At 67.5% G+C, this 21,800-nt stretch carries 22 protein-coding genes; 12 read left to right on the top strand and 10 right to left on the bottom strand.

Translation table 11 applies throughout. The features are described 5' to 3' along the window. The 3 genes from AB0J64_RS50590 to AB0J64_RS50600 form a co-directional block, all read right to left on the bottom strand. A partial coding sequence (locus tag AB0J64_RS50590) for a hypothetical protein (protein WP_364044347.1) occupies positions 1-739 on the bottom strand: 739 nt, incomplete at its 3' end. Then, entirely contained in the window at positions 736-1,041 is a 306-nt protein-coding gene (locus tag AB0J64_RS50595) for a hypothetical protein (protein ID WP_364044350.1), read from the bottom strand. The genes AB0J64_RS50595 and AB0J64_RS50590, both read right to left, overlap by 4 nt. Further along, entirely contained in the window at positions 1,041-1,244 is a 204-nt protein-coding gene (locus AB0J64_RS50600) for a hypothetical protein (RefSeq protein WP_364044353.1), read from the bottom strand. The genes AB0J64_RS50595 and AB0J64_RS50600 overlap by 1 nt, the downstream gene beginning before the upstream one ends. Before the next feature lie 750 nt (positions 1,245-1,994). On the opposite strand from AB0J64_RS50600, the gene AB0J64_RS50605 reads away from it, so the two are divergent. From AB0J64_RS50605 to AB0J64_RS50625, 5 genes are all read left to right on the top strand, one after another. Continuing rightward, on the top strand, positions 1,995-2,381 hold the full coding sequence (locus AB0J64_RS50605) for a hypothetical protein (protein ID WP_364044356.1): 387 nt from the start codon (positions 1,995-1,997) through the stop codon (positions 2,379-2,381). 288 nt (positions 2,382-2,669) lie between these two features. After that, positions 2,670-5,126, top strand: coding sequence for a hypothetical protein (locus AB0J64_RS50610; RefSeq protein ID WP_364044359.1), 2,457 nt, complete (start codon positions 2,670-2,672; stop codon positions 5,124-5,126). A gap of 430 nt (positions 5,127-5,556) precedes the next feature. Next, positions 5,557-5,841, top strand: coding sequence for a hypothetical protein (locus AB0J64_RS50615; RefSeq protein WP_364044362.1), 285 nt, complete (start codon positions 5,557-5,559; stop codon positions 5,839-5,841). Positions 5,842-6,123: 282 nt separating this feature from the next. Next, positions 6,124-7,107 (top strand): protein-L-isoaspartate(D-aspartate) O-methyltransferase, encoded by a 984-nt coding sequence (locus AB0J64_RS50620; protein WP_364044365.1) that lies wholly within the window; start codon positions 6,124-6,126, stop codon positions 7,105-7,107. A gap of 926 nt (positions 7,108-8,033) precedes the next feature. Further along, positions 8,034-9,110, top strand: coding sequence for a methyltransferase (locus AB0J64_RS50625; RefSeq protein WP_364044368.1), 1,077 nt, complete (start codon positions 8,034-8,036; stop codon positions 9,108-9,110). Positions 9,111-9,143: 33 nt separating this feature from the next. Here AB0J64_RS50625 and AB0J64_RS50630 read toward each other — a convergent pair whose 3' ends face one another. Together AB0J64_RS50630 and AB0J64_RS50635 are read right to left on the bottom strand one after the other, a co-directional pair. After that, on the bottom strand, positions 9,144-9,968 hold the full coding sequence (locus AB0J64_RS50630) for a hypothetical protein (protein WP_364044371.1): 825 nt from the start codon (positions 9,966-9,968) through the stop codon (positions 9,144-9,146). A gap of 169 nt (positions 9,969-10,137) precedes the next feature. Beyond that, positions 10,138-10,350: a hypothetical protein gene (locus tag AB0J64_RS50635; protein WP_364044374.1), complete on the bottom strand. Its 213-nt coding sequence runs from the start codon at positions 10,348-10,350 to the stop codon at positions 10,138-10,140. 256 nt (positions 10,351-10,606) lie between these two features. Here AB0J64_RS50635 and AB0J64_RS50640 point away from each other — a divergent pair, with 256 nt between their 5' ends. Further along, positions 10,607-11,137 (top strand): NUDIX hydrolase, encoded by a 531-nt coding sequence (locus AB0J64_RS50640; RefSeq protein WP_364044377.1) that lies wholly within the window; start codon positions 10,607-10,609, stop codon positions 11,135-11,137. 20 nt (positions 11,138-11,157) lie between these two features. Here the strand turns inward: AB0J64_RS50640 and AB0J64_RS50645 are convergent, their stop codons facing one another. From AB0J64_RS50645 to AB0J64_RS50655, 3 genes are all read right to left on the bottom strand, one after another. Then, complete coding sequence (locus AB0J64_RS50645; RefSeq protein ID WP_364044380.1) at positions 11,158-11,697, bottom strand: NUDIX hydrolase; 540 nt, start codon at positions 11,695-11,697, stop codon at positions 11,158-11,160. 105 nt (positions 11,698-11,802) lie between these two features. Then, entirely contained in the window at positions 11,803-12,777 is a 975-nt protein-coding gene (locus AB0J64_RS50650; RefSeq protein WP_364044384.1) for an SUMF1/EgtB/PvdO family nonheme iron enzyme, read from the bottom strand. 52 nt (positions 12,778-12,829) lie between these two features. Continuing rightward, a complete protein-coding gene (locus tag AB0J64_RS50655) occupies positions 12,830-13,609 on the bottom strand; it encodes an aminotransferase class IV family protein (RefSeq protein ID WP_364044387.1) in 780 nt (259 codons plus the stop codon). 217 nt (positions 13,610-13,826) lie between these two features. Between AB0J64_RS50655 and AB0J64_RS50660 the strand changes: the two genes are divergently transcribed. From AB0J64_RS50660 to AB0J64_RS50675, 4 genes are all read left to right on the top strand, one after another. After that, on the top strand, positions 13,827-14,045 hold the full coding sequence (locus tag AB0J64_RS50660) for a hypothetical protein (RefSeq protein WP_364044390.1): 219 nt from the start codon (positions 13,827-13,829) through the stop codon (positions 14,043-14,045). After that, positions 14,042-14,350: a hypothetical protein gene (locus AB0J64_RS50665; protein ID WP_364044393.1), complete on the top strand. Its 309-nt coding sequence runs from the start codon at positions 14,042-14,044 to the stop codon at positions 14,348-14,350. Before AB0J64_RS50660 ends, AB0J64_RS50665 begins: the two co-directional genes overlap by 4 nt. A 445-nt stretch (positions 14,351-14,795) precedes the next feature. After that, complete coding sequence (gene fxlM / locus AB0J64_RS50670; protein ID WP_364044396.1) at positions 14,796-16,394, top strand: methyltransferase, FxLD system; 1,599 nt, start codon at positions 14,796-14,798, stop codon at positions 16,392-16,394. A gap of 159 nt (positions 16,395-16,553) precedes the next feature. Continuing rightward, positions 16,554-17,579 carry a serine hydrolase domain-containing protein gene (locus AB0J64_RS50675; RefSeq protein WP_364044399.1) on the top strand — a complete coding sequence of 342 codons (1,026 nt, stop codon included), beginning with the start codon at positions 16,554-16,556 and terminating at the stop codon, positions 17,577-17,579. Between the two features lie 128 nt (positions 17,580-17,707). On the opposite strand, the gene AB0J64_RS50680 is transcribed toward AB0J64_RS50675, so the two are convergent. Continuing rightward, positions 17,708-18,082: a hypothetical protein gene (locus AB0J64_RS50680; protein WP_364044402.1), complete on the bottom strand. Its 375-nt coding sequence runs from the start codon at positions 18,080-18,082 to the stop codon at positions 17,708-17,710. Here AB0J64_RS50680 and AB0J64_RS50685 point away from each other — a divergent pair. Continuing rightward, complete coding sequence (locus AB0J64_RS50685) at positions 18,044-18,955, top strand: glycosyltransferase (protein WP_364044405.1); 912 nt, start codon at positions 18,044-18,046, stop codon at positions 18,953-18,955. The genes AB0J64_RS50680 and AB0J64_RS50685 overlap by 39 nt on opposite strands. A 140-nt stretch (positions 18,956-19,095) precedes the next feature. Here the strand turns inward: AB0J64_RS50685 and AB0J64_RS50690 are convergent, their stop codons facing one another. Continuing rightward, positions 19,096-19,419, bottom strand: a complete 324-nt coding sequence (locus AB0J64_RS50690) for a hypothetical protein (protein ID WP_364044408.1) — start codon at positions 19,417-19,419, stop codon at positions 19,096-19,098. 679 nt (positions 19,420-20,098) lie between these two features. Between AB0J64_RS50690 and AB0J64_RS50695 the strand changes: the two genes are divergently transcribed. After that, positions 20,099-21,535: an MFS transporter gene (locus AB0J64_RS50695; RefSeq protein ID WP_364044411.1), complete on the top strand. Its 1,437-nt coding sequence runs from the start codon at positions 20,099-20,101 to the stop codon at positions 21,533-21,535. Positions 21,536-21,800 lie beyond the last annotated feature (265 nt).

Genomic DNA, 21,800 nt, shown 5'->3' on the forward strand with positions numbered 1-21,800 from the left:
TGAGCACGTGGTTGCGGAACTCCCACGTGCGCAGGTCGGCCGAGCGGTAGGCGGACCCGCACACGTTCGAGGTGAGCAGGAGGCGGTTGTTCCCGGCGCCGAGGGCGGGCAACGCTGGCAGCGTGGACATCCCGGTGCCCGTGCACAGCAGAGCCGCGTCGTCCGGCAGGTGGGCGCGCTCGACCTGGGCGATGAGGTCGGCGGCGGCGACCTCGTACGGCGCATATGTGTGGCTCGCGGTCTGGATGGCCACAACCCGTACTCGGAATCCGGCGCGCCGCCAGAATCTGCGGGCCAGCTCGGTCAACCACTCCGCATACGGTGAGACCAGCACAAGATCACGGACGCCGAGCCGCTGGAGCACCTGCTGGGTGGCGAGGGTGACGGAGGCGACCGGCATGCCGTAGCACGCGGTCAGCGCAGCGCAGGCGTCCCGATCCAGGTCCGGCCCGAGCAGGTAGCGCGAGCCGCTGCAGGCCACCAGCAGGGCATCTAGCCCCAGCCCTCCAAAAGAGGCGATCATGTCGGGAATGGTCCGGTTGTAGGCCTCCAGGCGGGCGCGCAACGGCTCATGGGAGACCGCGAAGCGGGTGGTGTGGATCGCGTAGTTCCCGCCGAGCAAGTGCGCCGTTTCGGGTTCGGCCACGGGGTTGGCGGGAGGCACCACCAAGCCGATCCGGCGGTGGGAGGCAAGGCGCTCCACCGCGGAGTGGAGGACAAGGGCGCCGGCCGTTGTCATCGGGTCCTCCGGGAGTCGCTGTCGGGGACGAGCGCGAACAGCTGCTGCAGCGCGTTGGCGTAGCGCTCCCCCACCGGAGAGCCAGTGTGGTCGGTGAGTTGCGTGCAGGCGGTGTCAAAGAGCGCCCCGGCGATGCGGTCCAACGTCGTGGCGACTTCTGAGCGTGTTCGGTCGTCCAGGCCGACGCGCGTATGCAGGCGGTTCAGCTCGCTGCCGATCACAGCTGAGGCCTTGCTGCGCAGTGCCGTTGCGACCTCGGCGGGGGAAGGCGCGACAAGCGAAATGGGGGTCAGCGTGGTCATCAGCAGCCGGTCCAGGCCATCTTTGCGATGGCGGTCTGGCGCTCGCCCCGGGCCCGAGCTTCGGGCTCTGTTTCACGGACCGTCACTCGGAGCTGGTCAGGGCGCACGCTCAGCAGCTCGATCGCGGTCTCGGATAAGGCACTGAGAAAGCGGGCCTGCTGGTCGCCGGTCGGGTCGGCGGCGACCTCAACAGTGATGAGCACGAACGTGATCCTTTCCTGATGTCGGAGGTCAAGGCGGGGGCGAGGGCGAGGTCGATCAACTTCAACCGACATCTGGGACGCGCTCCTAGCAGAGGCGGCGGGTGGGGCGCGGCTGCCGCTGGGCCAGGGGCCCGCGACGCGTCCTCACCTCCTCCCGCCAAAACGGGACACAACAGTTGAAATCACGCAGAGATGAATAAGCGAGATTCCTTCTGACTTAGAGTTGGGATCATTTGTCAGATGCGGACGAAAGTGTAAACATGCAACCCGTGTGACTGGGAGTAAAGAGAGCGAGTAAAGTTCTGCTGTGATGAAGTCGTTATGTAAGTTATGAAGTCGTAACATTGGGGCTGAGAGGGGTGGTGGATGGCGGCCGAGAGCACCAATCTGAGCTCGTCGTTGGCCAACTTGACGCGTACCGCCAACGCCGCCGTCCACCAACCAACGCTTTGAGATCTCCGACGGCGGGCCCGACCTGCGCTTCAAAGCGCCCTGCGGCACCGTGCTGGTGGGTTCGCTCGGTTCAGCGACCGCCGTCCGCTCAGTGCCTCAGCCCCTGGCACCGCGCTCTGCCCTACCCTGGAGCCAGGCCAGAAGATCAAACATGCGACACGCCGAAGAAGCCGAGTCATAGTGCAATGTGCGCTCCGATGCGCCATGATCTGCTTCATGGCTGGAGCACCGCGAGGCCTCGCGCAGCGAGGCAACGGACCTCGGATCGAGAACCCTGAGGAACGAGGATCGATCACGATGAATTTCAAGGTCGACGCAGCCGTGCGCATCAAGGCGAAGGCGGCGGCTGACCATCTGGGCATCAGCGTGGCCGAGTACTACCGCGAGCTCGCTCGACGCGACGTTGTAGACCGCTCAGGCAAGCCGCACTGGCAGGCAGTTGTTCCGCCGCGCGTCTCGGGCACAAGCAGCAACGCCATCTTCGACGTCGACGCCGAGATCTACAGCAAAGCCGCCAAGGCGGCCGGCCAGCTGCGCATCAGTGTGGCCGAGTACTACCGGCAACTGGTACGACGTGATCACGTCGACGAGAACGGCCGTCCGCTCTGGTGCGCGGCAATTCAGCCGCCGCTCGACGGCATGGAGGTCAACTCCCAGCCACACGCCGCGGTCGTCGCCGCGTGACCATCGCCCCTCACGTCGCCCGGGAGGCGCCCACGACAGGCCCGTGAAAGCGAAACGCCCCGGGATACCCGGGGCGGCCGCACAACACATAACTCCATGAGTTTGCTCGCGCAATCTGGTTGGCGCCCGATCGCGAACAATCTCACCGTCGACCCGCTGGCTATGCGGGTGCTTGCCAGGCGGTCTGGCTGACCGACCTGTTGGGCTCTGGCATGCCAGCAGGTGCTGTGTCATGCCCTGGGAGCCACGATACAACACGCTCGCAGCGTCAGCCCAGTACTGCCCGATTTGGGCGCGTCGCACACCGGTTGCGATGAAGGCTGCACGCTTTCAACCCACGCCGAGACCTGCAAGATCTCGGGTCACCGCCTGGCAATCGGCGATGCGCCGTTCGACATCACCGGCGTGTCGCCAGACCAACGTGCCCTTGCCCTGCACGCGGAAGCCGTCGAGACCTACGCGCGAATCGTCCCGCTGATCGCTCAACGCCTGCGTGTGCGGCTTTCACCAGACGGCGGGCACAACTTCCCCGGCCGACATGAGCGACCTCTGTCGGCCCACCGGCCACAACTGCCCAGCAAGCCGGCCACGGTGTACGTCTTCGCCGCCGACGGCACAGGACAGCTCCTCGTGTGCGACCTGGACGTCCGGCTCGCCCTGAGACCGGGAATGACCTACGCCGACGGCGTGGCCCGCGTCATGGAGGACGCCGACGCCATCGTCGACCTCATCACGCGCTGCGGCGGCCGCGCCATCGTTGACACCAGCCCTTCCGGCGGCCGTCACGTTTACGTCCGGTGGTCCCATCCTCGCCCGTGGCGAGAATTGCGGCGCCTGGCTCGCGCCCTGGCCCGCCGCTTTTCCTCCCTTGACGTACGCCCGATGAGCGGCCCGGCCAGCCAAATCCGCCCCTCCGGCAGCCTGCACAAGATCGCCAACGGGCAAGCCACCGGCTACATGCGCCTCACCGTGCCGCTGGAAGAGGCCGAACACATCCTGCGCCGACCGTGCGGACATGCGGTATGGCGAGCCCTGCACCAGGAGCTGACGGCCGAACTCGGCACCGTCGACAGCACGAACTCAGGGTCCTCCAGCGGGCCCGGTGAGGCAGGTCGTACCTGCCCCCGCTGCAGCTCCGTCGTCGACCTTCCGCTGGATGACGACGGCTCCCCCTGGCTGCCCCGTCAGGGCGGCCGACGAGCGCTGCCCTCACGGATGGACCAGCTCGCTCGCGACGGTCGCTGGGAGGTACTCAAAAGCGACTCCGCCTCCGAAGCCCGCCTCGGTCTGCTCAACTCCATGGCCGCCGCCGGCTACCGGCTCAACGAGATCCTCACGGCCATGGACTCCGGCACCTGGCAGGGCCTAGAGAAGCTGCTCAGCGCCCCACGTCAGGGAGGGAAGCCCCGGTCGCCCGCCGAGCAGAGACACCGGCTGCGCTGGGACTGGCGAAAAGCCGTCACAGGAGTCGCTCAGCATCGCCATGACCGCAACTGCCACACAAGCCTGAACAACCCCTCCACAGCCCCCCGCCCCCTCCCCGAGCCTGCGAGCGGGCAGCGCGTCGTTGATCAAGAGAAGTGCCCTGAGGGTCTTGATGGTGCGCTCTCAACCAGCGTCCTGTACAAAGTAGATCCGTTGTCCCTGGAAGACTCCCAGGATCCAGACGATCAAAACCTGTGGAAGATCCGTACTGTCTCGCGAGCCACAGCCGATGAGCGGATTCTCACCTGCTGGCAGGAAGTTCTACAGTGGCTGACCTGCGTGTGGCTGGCTGAACGGGATCGAGAGCGAGCGGCCGGCTGGGGCCGGGCCCAAGCCTCCGTCCGCCTGCTCTTGAGAGCCATAGCCGTCGCCGCCCGAATGGACGGCACGGCAGCGCCAGCGTTCGGCTGCCGAAGCCTGGCTGAGATGACAGGCCTGGACCACAGCACCGTGGCGCGCCTGTTGAGACTGCTACGTGACGAAGGCGACCCGCTCATCGAGCTCGTCGAGGTCGGGCGCGGAAAGGCAGCCGATCGGTACCAGTTGCGTGTTCCGCGCGCCTACCAGGAGGAGGCTCGTTGGATCCGCTGGAGAAAAGGCCTGGTGGAGTGCCTGCATCCCGCACTGCACCGGCTCGGACCCACCGTCGCGCTGGTCTACGAGGCGCTGTCCAGTTTCCCCACCGGTCCGACCGAACTGACGATCATCGCCCGGCTCCCTCGATCGACCGTGAGCGAGGCACTCCGGACGCTGGGGGCCTACGCTCTCGCGGAACGACGCCCCGATGGTTGGGTGCGTGGAACACGGTCCCTGGAGGAGGCGGCCGTCGAGCTCGGCGGCGACATCGCCCGGGACGAGCGACACGCTCTGTACGTCAAGCAGAGGGAGGTCTGGCACAAGCTCGTGAAGTCGTGGGAAGAGCGTCCTGCCGAACGCGACCACGCCGACTGGTTCCCCTCCATCCCTTGGCCGTCGGAGCCGAGCGCCGAGGCAGTCGATTTCGGTGAGGCCGAAGAGCCAGGACGACTCGTTCAGGACGATCCGTCTTGGACAACAGTGCCCTGGCCAGAGCTGCCGTCCGACGGGCCCGAATCAGGATCGGCGGCATCACCACAGAGGGTCCTTACCAGGAGACGACGCAAACGATCATGGCCAGTGCTGATTCCCGGGCGCTCGTGGCGCACGAAGAGCGGAACCGTCAGGCAGGAAGGGCTCTTTGAGCTCACCAACGAGGCGGTCTCAGCAGACGGCAGAAGTTGACGAGGGGGTTGTGTCCCGTACCCGTACGGCTACTGGGGTGGAACGATCGAAACGCGCGTTTGGGGCCTCGCTGGGAACCCTGTAGTAGCTCGTGATCGACACGGGCACGGTCGGCCGGAGAGTCTGACCGCCCATGCCGCGGGGCCCGCTGGTCCCCGCGACCCCGCGCTGCGTGGCTGGAGGATTGGGAAAGCTCGTCCTGTCACCCTGGATCTCTTTCGAGCGCCTGGGCGGCCGCTCCTGGCTGGGGTTTACCCGATCGTGTCGGTGACGTCGGTGTATTCCACCGGTACGCGCCAGCGCCAGTGTCCTTCGTTCCCTGTGCGCGGGCGATCGCACGGGCAGGTCCACAGCTCGACTCCGTCGGACTCCATCGGTGCCCAGAACTCGATCTCGATCTCCTGCCGGGCTCGCCGCGTTGCGAGCACGCGTGGACGAGCTCGGCGCCGGGCACATGCTGATGATGGTGAGCGGGTGGAGCCTGACGGGGAGAACGCGAGACTTCGCCGTCGGCCTGGACGTTTGCATGCAGCCGTGGGCCGTCCGGCTGAGCGATGAGCTGATGAAGCAGATGACGGAGGGACCGCAGCTGCTCAGCGGGCCGGACGACGCGCATACCGCCGAGAAGTTCATGGACGACTGGCTCGCTGCGATCAAGGGCCTTACCCCGCTGAGCGGTAACGCTGTCCATGGTTCCTCTCTGGGAGGTTGTTGAGCTATCCAGCAGGTGCGAAAGCGATGCCGCAGCCCGCCACGGTGGTTGGAGGAGGTAGTCCTGCCCTGGTTGGGATACTGAGCGAGGCGCTACTTACGGTCACGACACGGTTAGGCTCCGATAGGAGGCGTCATGTGGTGGCGGAGACACAGCGAGCAACTTGCCGCAGACGTCACCGCTGAGGAATCTCGGTGGCGGCCGGTCGTCGCGGCGGTTCCGAGGCATCTTCTCGTACCCCGATGGTGGAGCACCCCGGAGGGCGAACCGTGGGGGATCTGGCAGGTGCGCGACGGCGTGACGGACCCGGACGAATGGGCGCGGGCTGCTTACCGGAACGTGTCCTTGGTGACCGAGGTGGAGCGCACGCACGCTGACCTCGCCGACGACGGCACTATCCTGACCGGTTTGCCCACATCGTCCTCCGCGATGCCCAGCCTCGTTCTGCGGCTCCTGCGCCACGCCCAGATCCATCAGGGGGCGCACGTCCTGATCGTGGGCACGGGGTCGGGCTATCCGGCCGGCCTTGTCGCCTCTCGGTTCGGCGCCGAGTCGGTCACGTCGCTCGACGTCAGCTCGTACCTGACCGACGCCGCCCTCGGTCGCCTCGACGCGATGGGGCTGCAGCCGACGCTGCTCACCGGGGATGGGACGGGGCCGCTGCCGGGCTCCTACGATCGGATCGTGTCCATGGCAGGCGTTCGTCCGATTCCCTCGTCATGGCTGGCGGCGTTGCGGCCGGGCGGTCGGCTGGTGACGACGATCGCCGCAACGCCGCTCATCCTCTCCGCGGCCAAGAACGCCGGCGGGGGAGCGGATGGCCACATCGGATGGGACCGTGGCATGTTCACCGCAGCCGAGGTGCCCGGCGACCCCCGTCACGAGCTCATGCCAACTACCACCGGGGATTCTGGTAGGGAGAGCCTGGGCCGCTATCCGGTGGCGCGCATCCGGCCGTTCAGCGACATCGCCGCCATGCTGGAACTCGCTGCGCCTGGCATCCGGCATCAGTACGAAGAGCTTGACGACGGGCAGCGGACCGCGCACATGTCACATGCCGATGGCTCGTGGGCTCGCGCCACCGCCTTTGGCGACGAGCTACCGATGGTCGTTCAAGGCGGCCCGCGACACCTGTGGGACCTCCTTGACGAGGTACGCCACGACTGGCTTATCCGTGGAAGCACGCCGGCTTATGGGGCTCAGGCTGTGATCGATGCCAGCGGGGCCGTCCAGTTGTCGCGCGGCCCTTGGCGATGCCTCGTCCGTTAGCCTCACGCCCGATCTCATCACGCTGGCACCTCATGGCTCGTGTGACTGACCAGCCTGTCCGCTGACCACCAGTTGGCTACGACGTCGTCCGCCGCTCTGCTTCCTCGTGCAGAGCCTCGATGAGAAGGAACTCCAGCCACAAGTCCTCCTCAAGGTCGTTCAGAACTTCCACAAGGACCTCCTTGTTGTACAGACGCCCCAACAACCCCAAACGTTGACATGAGTCGCGACGCACGATTCGCGCACTCGTGATCAACGACCCAAGCGTGACAGCGTCGGCGAGTGTGTTCAGGACAGCATTGATCTTCGCCCGTTCGATCCGCGTTTTCGCTGCTCGGCTCGCCGCCATGAGCAGTGCCCTCGCGCGGGACCCCAAGCCTGGCGGCAATCGGCGGTCGGCGCTGGTGTTCGGCGCGTACCGGCACCCGGTTGCGCGCCTATGACGGCCAGCCCGAGGAAGTGAACCCCTTTTGAACACTGTTGCGGCGGCGCTGACCGGGCTTAGGTAGGAGGTCATGAATTGCCGCTCGCCGAGGGACGGAGCGCCGTCGACGGCGCGTACAACGCTGGCGGCCGTGAGAGGCGACACCGCGAGGCAGGAGAAATTGCCACTCATCTCCGGATTACTCCTGCTCGATCTCCTCCCGCGGTCAGCGTGTGGTGCGCTGGGATGGACCAGAAGCTGTACCAGATGGCCACGCCGCCGGCCCACCGCCCTGGAGCAGCAGCACCGTTCGGCAAGCGGACGCTGGACTCCACCCGTCCAGGCGTAGGGCGACATGGGCGTCAGCGGGGGGCGGCCACCCTCTGAGCTGTCCCACAGCGTGCCTGCCGGGAACCCGGCAGAGCAGGTCGGCGGCACCGATCTGACCTGGTAGGCCCAGCCCACGTCCGTCCACTTCCTCCTCATCTCCTGGAGCCACTCCGTGACCACCGACCATCACGATCTGACCACGCTCTTCGCTGCCGGCTCGTGCGCCGATCGGCCCGCCGCGAGTCCGTATCAGGCTCTCCGAACGATGATCGTCGGGGGCGACGTCCGGTTGAAGGCACTGTGGGCGTTCGTCACCCTGGGCATCCCTCTGATTCTCAAGGACGGTCCCCGGGCCAGCGACGACGTCGCAGCCGTTTGCGAAGCCGACCGGTCGAAGATGCGCAGGTTCCTGTACGCGATGCATGCCTACGGCCTCGTGGACAGGGATCCGGCAGGACGCTATGGACTGACCGCGATGGGCCGGGTGCTGTTGCCTGGGGAAGGCTCGATGTGGGCGGAAGTCGGTGTGACGATGGCGCCGCTGTGGCAGGAGGCTGGCGAGCGGCTGCCCGAGACAATCCGCATCGGACACCCTGCGATCTTGAGGGATCACGCCGCCCCGCACGCGCTCCTGGCTCGCGATCGGCAGTTGGCGCCGCTGTTCGACATGTTCATGGACGGCCAGAGCCGCGCAGTTGGTGACGCCTTGGCCGACCGCGACTACAGCAGCGTGCGCACTGTGGCCGTGGCTGGCGGCGGGGCCAGGAATGTACTCGACACGATCCTGCGCGCTCATCCGCATCTCAAGGGGATCCTGATCGAACGGTCCCGAGTCGCCGAGCGCGCCGAACACCATCGCGCTGAACAGGAGGTGGCCGACCCCGTGCAGCTCGCCGACGCCGACATGTTCAGCGACCTCTGCCCGCCCGCTGATGTGATCATCCTCCCGTTGGTCTTACACAACCATGACGACACCGACAGCCGTCTGCTCCTGGCTCACGTGGGGGACGCTCTGAGGAAAGCAGGGCCGCTGGCTCGCTTGTGGTGCATCGAGACGCTGCTGCCCGAGCCTGGCGTCTGCACTAGCGCCACCGACCTCGACATCCGCATGATGACCTTGTTCGCCGATGGGCAAGAAAGAACCCTGGAGCAGTACCAGGAGCTGATGCAGTTGGCGGGGCTCGACATCATCGCCACCGAGGCTCTGCCTGCCGATCAAACGCTCATGATCGCCCAGCCTGCGGCATGACCCCTCAACTGTTCAGCGCGCCCGCCGCGAGTGTCACTCCGGGGGGCGCCGCCCGGCGTCCTCCAAGTGACTCAGCCGGTCGTGGATCGAGAGGCGGTCAGTTTCTTCGCGCGCGAGCGCCTGCTGGTGGATGACAGGATCGCGGTGGGCCTCGATCGCCGTGCGCACAAGGGCGGCGAGGATGTCTGGTGGGAGAGCCTCGGCCTGGGTGGTGGTGGTGCCGGAGAAGGACCGCCGGTCCGTGGCCTTGGGTGGAGCGGTCGGCAGGCGGTAGGTCACCACCTGCTCGGCGGTGACAGCGACCCGCTCGAACTCCACCGCGGCGCCGGCCGCTGCTGCGAACGCCACGACATCCTCGGCGAGAGAACTGAACAAATGTTCGCCACTAGGGTCATAGTCGCCAAGGTGAAGGATGCAGGTTTTCAGACCGCCTGCCGCCGCTCTCGTGGCCGCGTCGTGCTTGCCGGCCAGGCCGTCGAATCCGCCGCCGGAGAAGCACGAGATCCCGAACTCCTCGCCGATCCGCACCAGCTGCGGAACCATGCCTGCAGTCTCGCACCACAGCTCCAGCCGGACAGGCTGGCCCGCCTGCCGGTCAACGCGATAGTCGTCCGCCGCCCTGGCCACGGCCGTCCAGAAGTCCTGCTGATCGGCGAAGGAGGGCGGGGCCTGCACGGCGATCTGGGTGTCGTCGCGGATCACGTCCCAGGCGATGCGGCCGGAGCGGCGGGCCATGCCGACGTACTCACACATCCGCTTGTAGTCACGTTCGGATTTGGCCAGCACGCCGTCGCTCAGCAGGACGTAGAACAGCTGCCTCAAGGAGACGGGCAGATGATCGCGATAGCGGTCGAGCACGGCGTCGACCGCTGCCAGAATCCGGAGGGTCTCCCGTTTGGGCCGCCAGTGCGGCTGTGGTCCGCGGGGGCGTTTGTTCGGCATGGCAGGCTCCTGTCCCTAACTCCAGAGTCCGCCATGGCGTACTTTTCCTCAAGAGGTCGGAGAGCTGCCGCTGACCTGCGGCTTTTTAGCTGGCAGGCGTGTCGCGGCCGCAGTTGAGTTGGGCCATAAGTTCGCGGTTGGCTGCGCGGGCTGCTTCCAGTTCGTCGTGGCGGTCGGCGATCTGGAGCTGCAGGTCGACATTGCCCTGTTCCAGGGTGGCGACGCGGGCTTTGAGCTGGTCGATGCTGGCCTCCGCCGATTCCGCCTGGCGGTAGACCTGCTCGCCGAAGGGCTTCACAGAGGCGTTTCTCCAGTTGGCGGAGCTGTGCAGCGAGGCGGGCGTTGCGGGCGTCAGCGGCCAGCAGGTCGATCTGGAGCGAGGCGCGGGCGGCGCTCTGCACAGCTTGTCCGGGCGACGGGGAGGCTGGGCCGGTCGCGGTCTGGACCTGCCCAGCCCGGGTGGGGGTGTCAGCTCTGGCTGGGGCGGCCTTTTCGGTTCTGTGTTCGTTCGGTGGCTGGCATCCGCATGGAGGTGGCGGCATAGGGTGTGCAGGGTGATCCACCGCAAGGACGAAGAGACGATCTTGGACGCCGCGGCCGTCGATGTTGGCTTGGCGGCGCTTGAATTCGACGGCGCGCGGGCCTGGCTGGAGCAAGCGCGTCGGCACCCGATGGAACCGCTGGCGGCGGATGTCTGGGTGACTGATCCGGACTTCGGGCACGTTCTGCTGGTGAAGCATCGGGTGCGGGGCTGGGTGCCGCCCGGTGGCAAGGTCGAGCCGGGAGAGACACCCCGCGCCGCCGCAGCACGCGAACTGGTCGAGGAGACCGGGCTGCACGCGGAGCTGCTGGACGTCCCGGCCGCGGTCTGCGTGCGTTCCTACCGCTCGGACTGGTCTCCGACGCTTGGCCTGTCGTACGCCGCGATAGTCGGCCTGGATGTGCCGCTGGGTGGGGAGAACGGGCAGCCGCCGCGCTGGTTCGCCCTCGATGAGGAGTGGGACTCGGTGTTTCCCGAGGATCGGGCCCGGATCCGGACTCATGTGGCTCGGCTGGTGGCCGCTCGCACTGTGGAGGCGCGCTGAGCATCGGCTGCGGGGCATGGTCAGATCACCTCGTCGATCCGGTTGAGGTCCTTGCCCGTCATGGTGATGACCTGGAGTTCGTGGAGGAAGCGGACCCAGACCGGTACCAGTCCCGGCTGGACCGCGAACTCAGCCGCGGTGATCTGTCTGGCGGCGAAGGCGGCGGTGCGCTGCGCGCACTGTTGGAGCTCGTCTGGGTGCAGCCATCGGGGAGCGCGCACCTCGCGGGCAGAGGGGTGGAGCTGCCCGGAGGTCTGGGCCGCGAAGATCGTCCACTGATGGCCGACGATGCCGCCGGTGGGTCTGCGGCACTGGTCGGTCCGCCAGCCCTGGTGCAGCAGGTGCAGGCGGGTGACGGTCAGGCCGACCTCCTCCGTGACTTCGTTTATGGCGGCCTGCTGGGGGCTGCCATGGGCGTCGATGTGCCCAGCGACGGGCGCGATCCCGACCGGCGGGGCGGCGCGCTCGAAGACCAGGACGCCGGCTGCGCTGGAGATGAGCACGCCGACGCTGGTGTGGTCGCAGAGCGCGGGGACGGCGCCGGAAAGCGGCTGGGTCACGGCCGGCTCTCAGGCTGCTGCGCGACGACGACGAGCCAGCTTCTGACGGTCGGCGCGTCGGGGCTGGTCTGGGCATACGCCTGCAGCAGGACTGACGTGGTTCGATCAGGGTGACAGCTTGAGGAGGGCCCGCAGCGTCTTGGCCGGGGTGACGCACCGGAAGCCGGTGTCGTCGTCGAGCATGTCGGCGGACGCGTCGTTGAAATTGGACGGCGTTGCGCGGCTGAACGGGCTGGTGAACGCGCTGCCCTTGAGCTCGTACCGGCCGGACTCGGATACGGTCGACAGCCATTCCCAGACGTTGCCGCACAGGTCGTACACGCCGTAGGGGCTGGCTCCGCTGTGGTAGCGGTCGACCGGTGTCGTGTGCCGCAGGCCGGACTCGCGGACGTTGCATTTGGCGGGGGTGAGCTGTGATCCCCACGGGTAGATGTCACCACGCAGCCCGCGGGCGGCCTTCTCCCACTGCTGGTTGTTCGGCAGGGCCTTGGCCGCCCACTCGGCGTACGCGGCGGCGTCGCGCCACGTTACGAAGACCACCGGGTGGTCGATCAGATTCTCGGGCGGTTTCCCCTCCTTGCTCCAATGCTGCGGCCGCCGATGGCCCGTCGCGGCCACGAAGCGCGCGTAGTCGCCGTTGGTGGTCGGATACACGTCGATGTAGAAGCCCGGCAGGTAGACCGGTTCAGCTTCGGGGCCGTAGAGGAACACGCCTTCCTCGACGAGGGTCATCAGTTTGCCGTCGATGGGGTGGCGGACCTGGTGTCCACCGAGGAGGAGGGTCGCGCCGGCGACAGGCGGCGCGACGCTCGCCTCTGTCTCGGCGAGGAGAGTGGATTGGGTGAGGCCGAGCAGGTCGGCGAACCGGACGTGGACTTCTTCTGGCGAGTTGGCGAGGGAAGTGTCCAGCGCGTCCTGGTTGACTGGGCGGGGGTGCAGCTTCTCACCCCCGGCTTCCCACTTAGAAATGAGCCGTTCCCCGACGCCGAGATGCGCGGCGAACTGGCTGATGCTCATGCGTTTCGCTTCGCGTAGCGCTCGGATCTCGCGCCCGGACCAGAGCTTGATCGTGACCGCCATTCGGCTCTCTTCTGTGGGGGACGGAAGGGCTGTGCACGCGGAGCTGCCTAGGTTAGATGGTCTCGGCGGGGATCTCCTCGTACTCCTTGCGCAAGATCTCGAAAATCGGATGGTCGCCGGGCAGCGCGGTGTCGTCGATCCCGGTGATCGGCCGGACGCCGATAGAGGTGTTGGTGGCGAACGCGGCCTGCATCCTGGGGATGTCGCCGATGTTGACGGGAACGGTGACCGTGCGGTCGTGGACCTGCTGGAGCAGCCGCATGGTGACGCCCATCAGGATGTCGCCGCTCGGCCAGACGACCCGCTCACCGTCGTAGAAGCCGATGTTCCAGGTCGCTCCCTCGGTAATGAACGATGTGCTGTCTACGAACAGCGCGTCGTCGAACCTGGCAAGCTGGGCCTTACGCCGACCGAGCATCGCACCGAACAACCCGACATGCTTCACAGCTGGTAGATCCCGCTCGTACCCCACCGTTTGCACGCGCATCGGCGAGGGTGGCAAAGGTGCCGCCGGGCGTGTCGTCACCAGGACGTGCGGGTGCGCGACGCCGCCCGGGTGTCCGAGTTCCAGATCCGGATCAAAGACGGTGACCCGCACGATGATCGAAGCCTGTACGTCGCGTAGAGCATGGCGGACGTAGTCGCGCACCCGCTCACGGTCGAGTTCAGCAGCGAAGATCAGGCGACAGTCCCGCACGAGACGGTCGAGGTGGTGGGAGAGCCCGCGAATGCGCTGACCTTCGACTCGCATCGAGGTGAAATGACCGTAGTTGACGAGCCCCAAGGCTTGGAGCGCGTCAGGGGACACAAGCGCCCCATTTAGTTCCGCCATGCTCCAAGTCTGGCATCGCTGGACCTGCGCGACAGCGGGAAGGGCAGTGAAAGGGCAGTGCTGAGGCAGGGGTAGGGCGTGGGAACGGGCGTCGCTCTGCTGAACCCTAAAGTCATGACGCCAACGCACTCCCGCCCCAGTGGGCCTGTGCAGCCATCTGGCATTCCCTTTCACGTGTTCCAGCCTGCCCGTCCCCATATCCGTCGAGGCTTCCCGAATGATCAGCGACTACGCTTCAGCCCCACCAACCGGCGACCAGCCGAGCTCCGTCGAGGCAAGCGCCCACGGTACGAGCACCAGCGCTGACCCCTCTCTGATTGCACGCGCGTACGACGTCGGGCTGGGCGGCAAGGACCACTTCGAGGCAGACCAGGTCGGATTCAACAAGCTCCTCGAGCTCGCGCCGCGGCTGCCGGTGGCAAGGAGCGCGACATGACGGTCGACAACGCTACCGAGGTGCTGAGCGACGAGGCAGCCCATCTCCTGGCCGCGCAGTTGCAGGCGTCGTGGGGTGGCCGCTGGCAGGTGATGTGGGAGCCCTGGGGCCGCGTGTTCCGCGCGTTCCCCGCCTACGCCATGGAGGTCAACACCCCGGTCGTGGGCCGTACCCTTCGCGAGTTGTGGCGCAACGTGCTCAACGTCGACCGGGAGTTGCTGTTCGCCATGGCCGAGGCCATCCCGGCGCACCAGCCCACGGTCGTCTGCATACCCCCCGGCTTCCTCCAGGAGGTGTTCGGGTGAACCAGCGAGACGTGGCCGGCAGGCGGTCCCGCGCGCAGGCGGCAATGCCGCGCCACGTCTTGGCGCGGCCCGGCTCGCGGATAGAGGCGGTGTTCCCCTTGCCGGCCGCGCACCACGGCGCGGGCTCAACCAACCCTGGAAGTCCATTCCTTCCTGGCCCGCGCCACCTGCCGCTCGTGCCTCACGCCGGAGCCCCTGTCCGGCGTGAGGCACGAGTTCCACCAGTTCGAGGCAACGAACCGAAGGTCACCGATGGACGCCGTCGTTCTGGTCGCGCTCCGACGCGCCTACCTGTTTGCCTGTCGCAGCGCGGTGCCCGAGGAAGCATCCCGCGCGCCGGTTGCCGCTCGATCGCCCGCACCACCATGCGTCGAATCGAGCGCGGAGCCATGAGGTGACACAGCCTGCTCGCCCCGAGGGGCGAGGTGATGCCCCAACGGCCGGCATGTTCGAGTGGACGCCGTACGTCTCGCACGGCGGCATCCTCCGGATCAGCGCCACCTCATGCTGCGGGCAGTACGAGGTGGCATCCGAGGCTGGCCAGTTCTTCGTCCTGCGCCAGACCCAGGACGGTTATGAGGAGTCCGGCCGAGGCCGCGCCCATCCCAAGGTGGTCGAGATCTACGCCGCCCTGGTGATCAAGCATCAGTGCGACGAGCACGCTAACCGCGGGGAAAGGCCGGAGCTCGACGACTCCCCTCAGGAAGGGGACGGCGTGGCTAACCCCCGGGACTGCCCCCCAGCAGCGACCATCGACCCGTTGCCCATCACGACCGAAGAAGAGGGGACCCCGCCTGTGATCATCCACGACGACGTCCAGGACGCCGCCGCCCTACGGGACGCCATGACCACCGCCGTGGTGGCCAAATGCGCGAAGTGGGGCTTCCCGCTCCCCGCGCCGGTCGAGGCCGCGTTCCGCACGGTTCCCCGGCACCTCTTCGCCCCCGAGGTGGCGCCGGACAAGGCGTACGCGCTGGACCTCGTCGTAGTCAAGCGCGACGAGCACGGCGCGCTGATCTCCACCATGTCCGCTCCCGAGATCCAGGCGATGCAGCTCGTGCAGGCCGACATCAGCCCGGGAATGCGCGTGCTGGAAATCGGCTCGGGTGGGTTCTTCGCGTCCCTGCTGTCGGAGCTGATCGGCCCGGCCGGTCAGGTCACGACCATGGACATCGACGCCGACGTGACCAGCCGGGCCCGCGACTGCCTGGACGCCGCCGGGTACCGGCAGGTGCGGGTTGTCACGGCCGACGCCGAACACGGCTGGGAGGCCAACGCCCCGTACGACCGGATCATGGTCACCGTGGGCGCGTGGGACATCCCTCCGGCCTGGCGCGAGCAGCTCGCCAAAGGCGGCAGGATCGTGGTCCCGCTGCGGATGAAGGGCATCACCCGCTCCCTGGCCCTCGAACGCACCAACGACCACCTGGTCAGCCTGTCGCAAGGCGTCTGCGGTTTCGTCCCCATCCAAGGCGCTGGCCAGCACGACGAGCGCCTGTGGCTCCTGAACGGCGAGCAGGTTGGGCTGCGCTTCGATGACGGCAACTTTGACGATCCGCACAAGCTGGACGGCGTGCTCGCGAGCGAGCCCGCCGCAGCCTGGTCCGGGGTGACCGTGACCCCCGCCGAGCCGTTCCCCGACCTGCCGCTGTGGATGGCGACGGCGCTGCCCGGCTTCTGCACCATGACCGTGAACACCCCCGAAGGCGAGGACCCTGGCATCCTCTCTGAGGAGGGCGGCCGCTGGTTCCCCTACGCGGCCGTCCAGGGCGACTCGTTCGCCCACCTGTCCATCCGGCCGGCCGGAGAGGGCAGCGACGAGTTCGGTGCGCACGGGTACGGCCCCCACGGCAGCGAGGTCGCCCAGGCCATCGTGGAGCAGATCCAGGTCTGGGACCGCGACTACCGTGGCGGCCCCGGCCCGCAGTTCGCGGTCTGGCCGATCGGCACCCCCGCCGAGGTACTGCCCAAGGGCGGGGTCATCACCAAACAGCACACTCACGCCACGATCTACTGGCCGGACGCGCCGTTCATTGGCCGGTAGCGGGCAGCGGCCAACGCGCATCCCGCTGTCTGCCACCGCGGTCGCGTGGAGGAAGTTCAGCCACGAGATCGCCTGACACGATGAGCGTACGCCTGCGGGCGCCAAACAGGATCATTACGGTGGCCACCGTTGATGGCCCGGACCATAGGGGGACACATCATGGGCGACACCCACGCGTCGATCACAGAGCTACTCGACCAGGGGATGCGCGAGCGTGTGTTCCCCGGCGCTGTCTGGGCCATCGGTAACAGCGACGGCGTGAGCCACTGGGGCACCTGCGGAGCAGCCGATCCCGCCGTTCCCGGCTCACAGATGCGGCGTGACACGATCTTCGACATCGCTAGCCTTACCAAGATCGTCGCCGTGTGGGCCGTCATCGGAAGCCTGTGGGAGGAAGAACGACTACCACTGGACGAACCCCTGGACGAGTTCTGGCCTGAGGTCGCCGGCCACCCCATCGGAAGCGTCACCGTGCAGCACCTGCTCACCCACACCGCAGGGCTGCCGCCCCGCGCGAACCTGCGAAACCTGTACGGCACCGACCCGGGCGCCATCCGCGCCGGCGTCCTGCACGAAGAGTTGCACGGCTCGCCGGGGCGGGCTGTCGAGTACACCGACCGGGCCGCCCTCGTGCTCGGCTACCTGGCCGAGCACGTCTCCGGCCGCCCGCTCGACCGGCTTGCTCATGAGCGGGTATGGCGGCCTCTCGGCATGCACAACACCCGCTTCGGCCCCCTGCCGTCCGAGCTTGCCGCCAACTGCGCCCCCACCGAACTCGACCAGGACACCGGCACCCACCTCAAGGGCATCGCCCACGACTTCTCCGCGCGCCTGCTCGGCGGCGTGTGCGGCATCGCCGGCGTCTTCTCCGTTCTGGACGATCTGGCGCTTTTCCAGCGCCACCTCCTCGATCCGACCCCTGACAGCAGCTTCGGCCTTTCCTGGGTGACCGAGTCCCTACAGGTCCACACCGGGAGCCTCACGCCCAGCCGGGGGCTGTTCTGGCACCCCGCCCCTGGCAGCGACGACACCTACATCCACTACGGCTTCACCGGCACCGGCATGTGGATCTCACCCAAACGGCAACAATGGGCCGTCCTGCTCACGAACAAGCTGTACTACAGCCGCGACCGCGACCAGCTCATGGTGATCCGTGATACCTTCCGCCATCTCGTCTTCGGATAGTGCAGCCTGAGTTCAGGGGCGCGAGTCACAGCAGCCACCCGGTACAGGCCCGAACCGGGCGGCACGGCCGTGGGACGGCGGACCGCTGAGCGTCGTCCCACGGCCCTTCCCTCCCGGCGAACCACCCCCTAGCTGAAGGACTGGATCGGCAGCTGCAGTTCCTCGGTGCAGCCGGGATAAGTCGTGCTCTCCAGGACCACGGTCGTGCCGGGGCGAACGTACTCGCCAAGGGGCCGGGCGCAGGTCTCGATGTACGTCAGGTCGGGCAAGCCGTCCCGCAGCGGGGTCGGCACGATGATCACAGCGATGTCGAAACCGGCCAGCGCGGCAGCGTCGGTGGTCCCGGAGTACGCACCGGAGTCCAGTACGGCGCGCAGCCGCGCGGAGGTCACGTCCTCGACGTAGGAGTGGCCGGCGGCGAGCTGCTGGACCCTGTGAGGGTCCACGTCGTAGCCGATCACGCGATGCCCCACCTCGGCTGCGCGTACGGCCAGCGGGAGCACTACATAGCCCTGACCAGCGACGACTACCTGTATGTCAGCTCCTATTCGGTTGCGGTGCTTGAATGGACCGTCGTTCGTGGTCTGGCAAGGAGATGTGCCGTGCCCCTGGTGTCTGTCGTGATGCCCGTGTACAACTCGGCGGCCACCCTCGGCGCGGCCGTCCGATCGGTGCTCACGCAGACGCACAGCGACCTGGAGCTGCTGGTCACCGACGACCAGTCCTCCGACGGCTCCATGGATCTGCTTCGCGAGTTCGCCAAGCATGATGAGCGCGTTCTGCCGGAGTCGGCACCCGAACGGGGCGGTGCCGCCCGGGCCCGGAACCTCGCGATCGAGCGGGCCCGCGGGGACTACGTGGCTTTCCTCGACTCCGACGACATGTGGCTTCCGGAGAAGACCGAGAAGCAGCTCGCCTTTGCCGTAGAAGGCGATGCGCCGTTGACGTTCACCTCGTACTTCAAGATGGACGCCGACTACGCCGGTGAGAGCACCGACTGGGTTCCGAACGGGCGAGTGATCCGTGCGCGAGAACGTGTGGACTACCGCGCGATGCTGGTTCAGGACCACATCGGTGCTCTGACCGCCATGTACGACCGCAACGTTTTGGGCACGAGACTGATGCCGGCGATGCGCAAGCGCCAGGACTACGCGCTGTGGCTGTCGATCATGCGGGACGGCGCTGACGCCCGGGGTCTGGCTGAGCCGCTTGCGGTGTACCGGGCACACCAGGCTGGATCGCTCTCCTCCAACAAGCTGTCGCTTGTGCAGTACAACTGGGCCGTGTACCGCGAGCACGAGCATCTGTCGGTCCCGCGGGCCACGCGGGCGCTGGCTGGCGCCGTGTGGCAGTCGCTGCGCAACTCCCGCATCTAGGTCCGCCCCCGGGCCTAGCACGCCCGCGCGACCGTTTTCGGGGATGCCCAACCGGGCCCCGCCCCGCGGGCGTGCCAAGAGCTCGAGGGCTGGACCCAGGCGCGAGACTCGACGGGTCACCGTGGAGTGACTTCGGCCGGCTACGCGGCCGAGCCGACTCCGGCTGGCGCGCGCAGAAACATCTGGAGGAGCAGTCGTCGGTCGGCGACCGGGACGGCCTCCTGACCGCTGTGGAGCGCCTCCCGACCGTGCAGGAAGCGGCGCTGGTTCACAATGAGGTAGTCCCCGGACTGGAGCATGAAGGAGACCTGCCCCCAGACGAGTTCCTCGGCGAGCTCGCCCGCCAGGTGGTCGGCCCTGGGGCAGCGGCTCGGCCGACCATGATCGGCAAACTCTCCCGAAACAGCGTGCCCGCTCGCGGTGCCGCGAGCGGATCGAGAGCCTTTGTCCTGGTCGTGGGCCAAGTACGCAGCCTCTGCGCCGAGGGTGCCCAGGCCTAGACCCGCCCCTGAACGATGGCCAGACACTGATGGCGCGCGTCGCCGAAAACCCTTATATAACGAAGTGATCACACTAAATTGTTTGCTATGTCCCACTAGTGACTTCCGCTCCTTGATCCCCTTAATGTGTGGCTTGTTCCTGACCAGTAGTCAAGTATCGCTGTCAAGTCAGTGTTGGGGATAGCGATCGCCCACTGGATGAAACTTGGGTCACGCTCTGGCGCACCCGGCCCTGCGATCATGGAGGTAAAGCAATGGACACCCTCACCCCTGGCATCACGCTCGGTGTGGTCCCCGGCGTCGTGACCGGTCGCGGCGTCGTACGCGGCCGCGGCTATGGCGGCTTCTAGCCGCCATTGCTGGCTGGAGAGAACGACGACGCGCGTTTCTCCCGTTCCCGGTCAGCAGTAAATGCATCGACCTCCAGAGGCCAGCTCCCAGGCCGCCCGGGGGTCGATGTCTTTTCCCCTGAGAATCGCAGGAAGGACGCCGCCGATATGAGTCGTGGACTGCAGCTATTTGCACCCGCCGAGGCCATTCACAGCCGGTTGTGCTGCTTTGCACCGCTGGCCGGTGGCGGCCTTGAAGACCAGCGTCCGCCTGTCATCCAGGAAGCGCCAGCGAGCAGCAGCCCGATCATCGCGTGAGCGCGCCGGCCACCGCGGGCTCGTCCGCCCCGCTCGTCTCTTCGAGCGTCCGGCGCGACCTGTTCCTGGTGACCGCGGGTCAAACGCTCGCGGTCACCGGCGGAACCGTGCTGGTCCTGGCCGCTCAGGCTTACGCCACCTTCGACATCAAGGCCAGCGCCACCGTCATCACCCTGATCTTCGGTGCGTGGGCCGCTCCCTCGATGTTGCTCAGCGCCCTGGCCGGCGGTCGGATAGACGCCTTCGGTCCCAAGGCCGTCGCCCTCGTCGCCGGCACCGTGTCGGCCGTTGGCGCCGTCCTGGCCGGGCTGAGCCTGGGCAGTGTGCCAGTCCTGATCGCCTGTCTGGCGGTGGCCAGCCTCGGCCGTGCCTTCGCCGCTCCCGCACTCGACACCCTGCCCAGCTGGCTAGCCAGCCGGCCCGAACAGGCCACCGTGAGCGCCTGGCTGTCCTACAGCACCTCACTGCCCGTCCTGGCCGGACCGCTCCTCGGCTCGGCGGCGCTGGCCGCCTTCGGCACCCGCACCACGCTGCTACTGGCCGCCATCCTGCTGGCCGCAGCGGCCGCCAGCGTGATCGCGCTGCACGAGCAGCGCCCAGAAGAGGCCCAGCCGGACACCGGTGCCACCAAGGAGAATATCGTCGTTGGGCGAAGCCGGCTGTGGGGCATCCCCGCCCTGCGCCCTGTGATCGCCATTACCGTGGTCGTCTGGGCGGGGGTGGGGATCTTCACCGCGCTCGAAGCCGTCTTCGTCCGCGACGCCCTACGCGCCCCGATCTCCGTACTCACCTGGATCATGATCGCGTTCGGCGCCGGACTCATCGCCTCCAGCATGGCGCTGACCCGGTGGCCCGCCCTGTTGACGCACCGGCGGATCCTGTGGGGGTCAGCGCTCGGATGCGGCCTCGGCGAGGTCGTGTACGTGATCACGACCGACCTGGCGGTCGTGCTGCTCGGCAACGTGATCTGGGGCGCCTCATGCTCCCTCTTCTTCGCCGCCAGCCGTACCAAGATGCTCGCCTTGGTCCCGGCCGGCCAGCACGGCGGCGCCCTGGGCATATGGCGAGCCATCATCTCCACCGCCAACCTCACCCCCACCCTTCTAATCGGGCTGACCGTGGACGCCCTAGGGGTGCAAACGGTCATGCTGCTCACCGCCGCGCTGGCCACCACCGCCAGCCCGCTCGGTTACGGCGGCCGCTACCGCGCCCGGCACGCCGGTGCGCTCGGTCCCGGCCAGTCCTCCTTCCCCTTCTCAGCGCAGCCCGCGCTCGTCGTCGACCCCCGCCTGACCAGCGCCTGTCTGGCCGCCATCGACTCCCTCAGCGGGATCGGCCGGATGCTACGCGTCTGGACACCCAGCACCTCCTCGGTCTCCCAGGCCGCCGGCGCCCATGTCGGGTCCGACGTGCTGGTCGCGACCGGACGCTGAAGCCGGCCCCTGCCTCGGCCCGTGGAAGGTCAAAAGGACACCCAGCTCTTGGCGCGGGAGAGTATGACCGTGTCTCTGCCGGCCGCTCCGTGTGCCGCCGTCGAGGTGAGGTCGTCCTGGTTGTCCTACATGCTCATCACCAAGCATGACTGGACAGGTCCGGAAGAACCCCGCTGTCCAGCGCATCATCGCCGATTTCGCTCGCCCGAAGGAGACGAACCACCTGTGCCGCCGCATCAGGGGCGGCTGTAGGTGAGCAGGGCGA

The sequence above is a fragment of the Nonomuraea sp. NPDC049695 genome, from assembly GCF_040674955.1.
Lineage (GTDB): Bacteria > Actinomycetota > Actinomycetes > Streptosporangiales > Streptosporangiaceae > Nonomuraea > Nonomuraea helvata.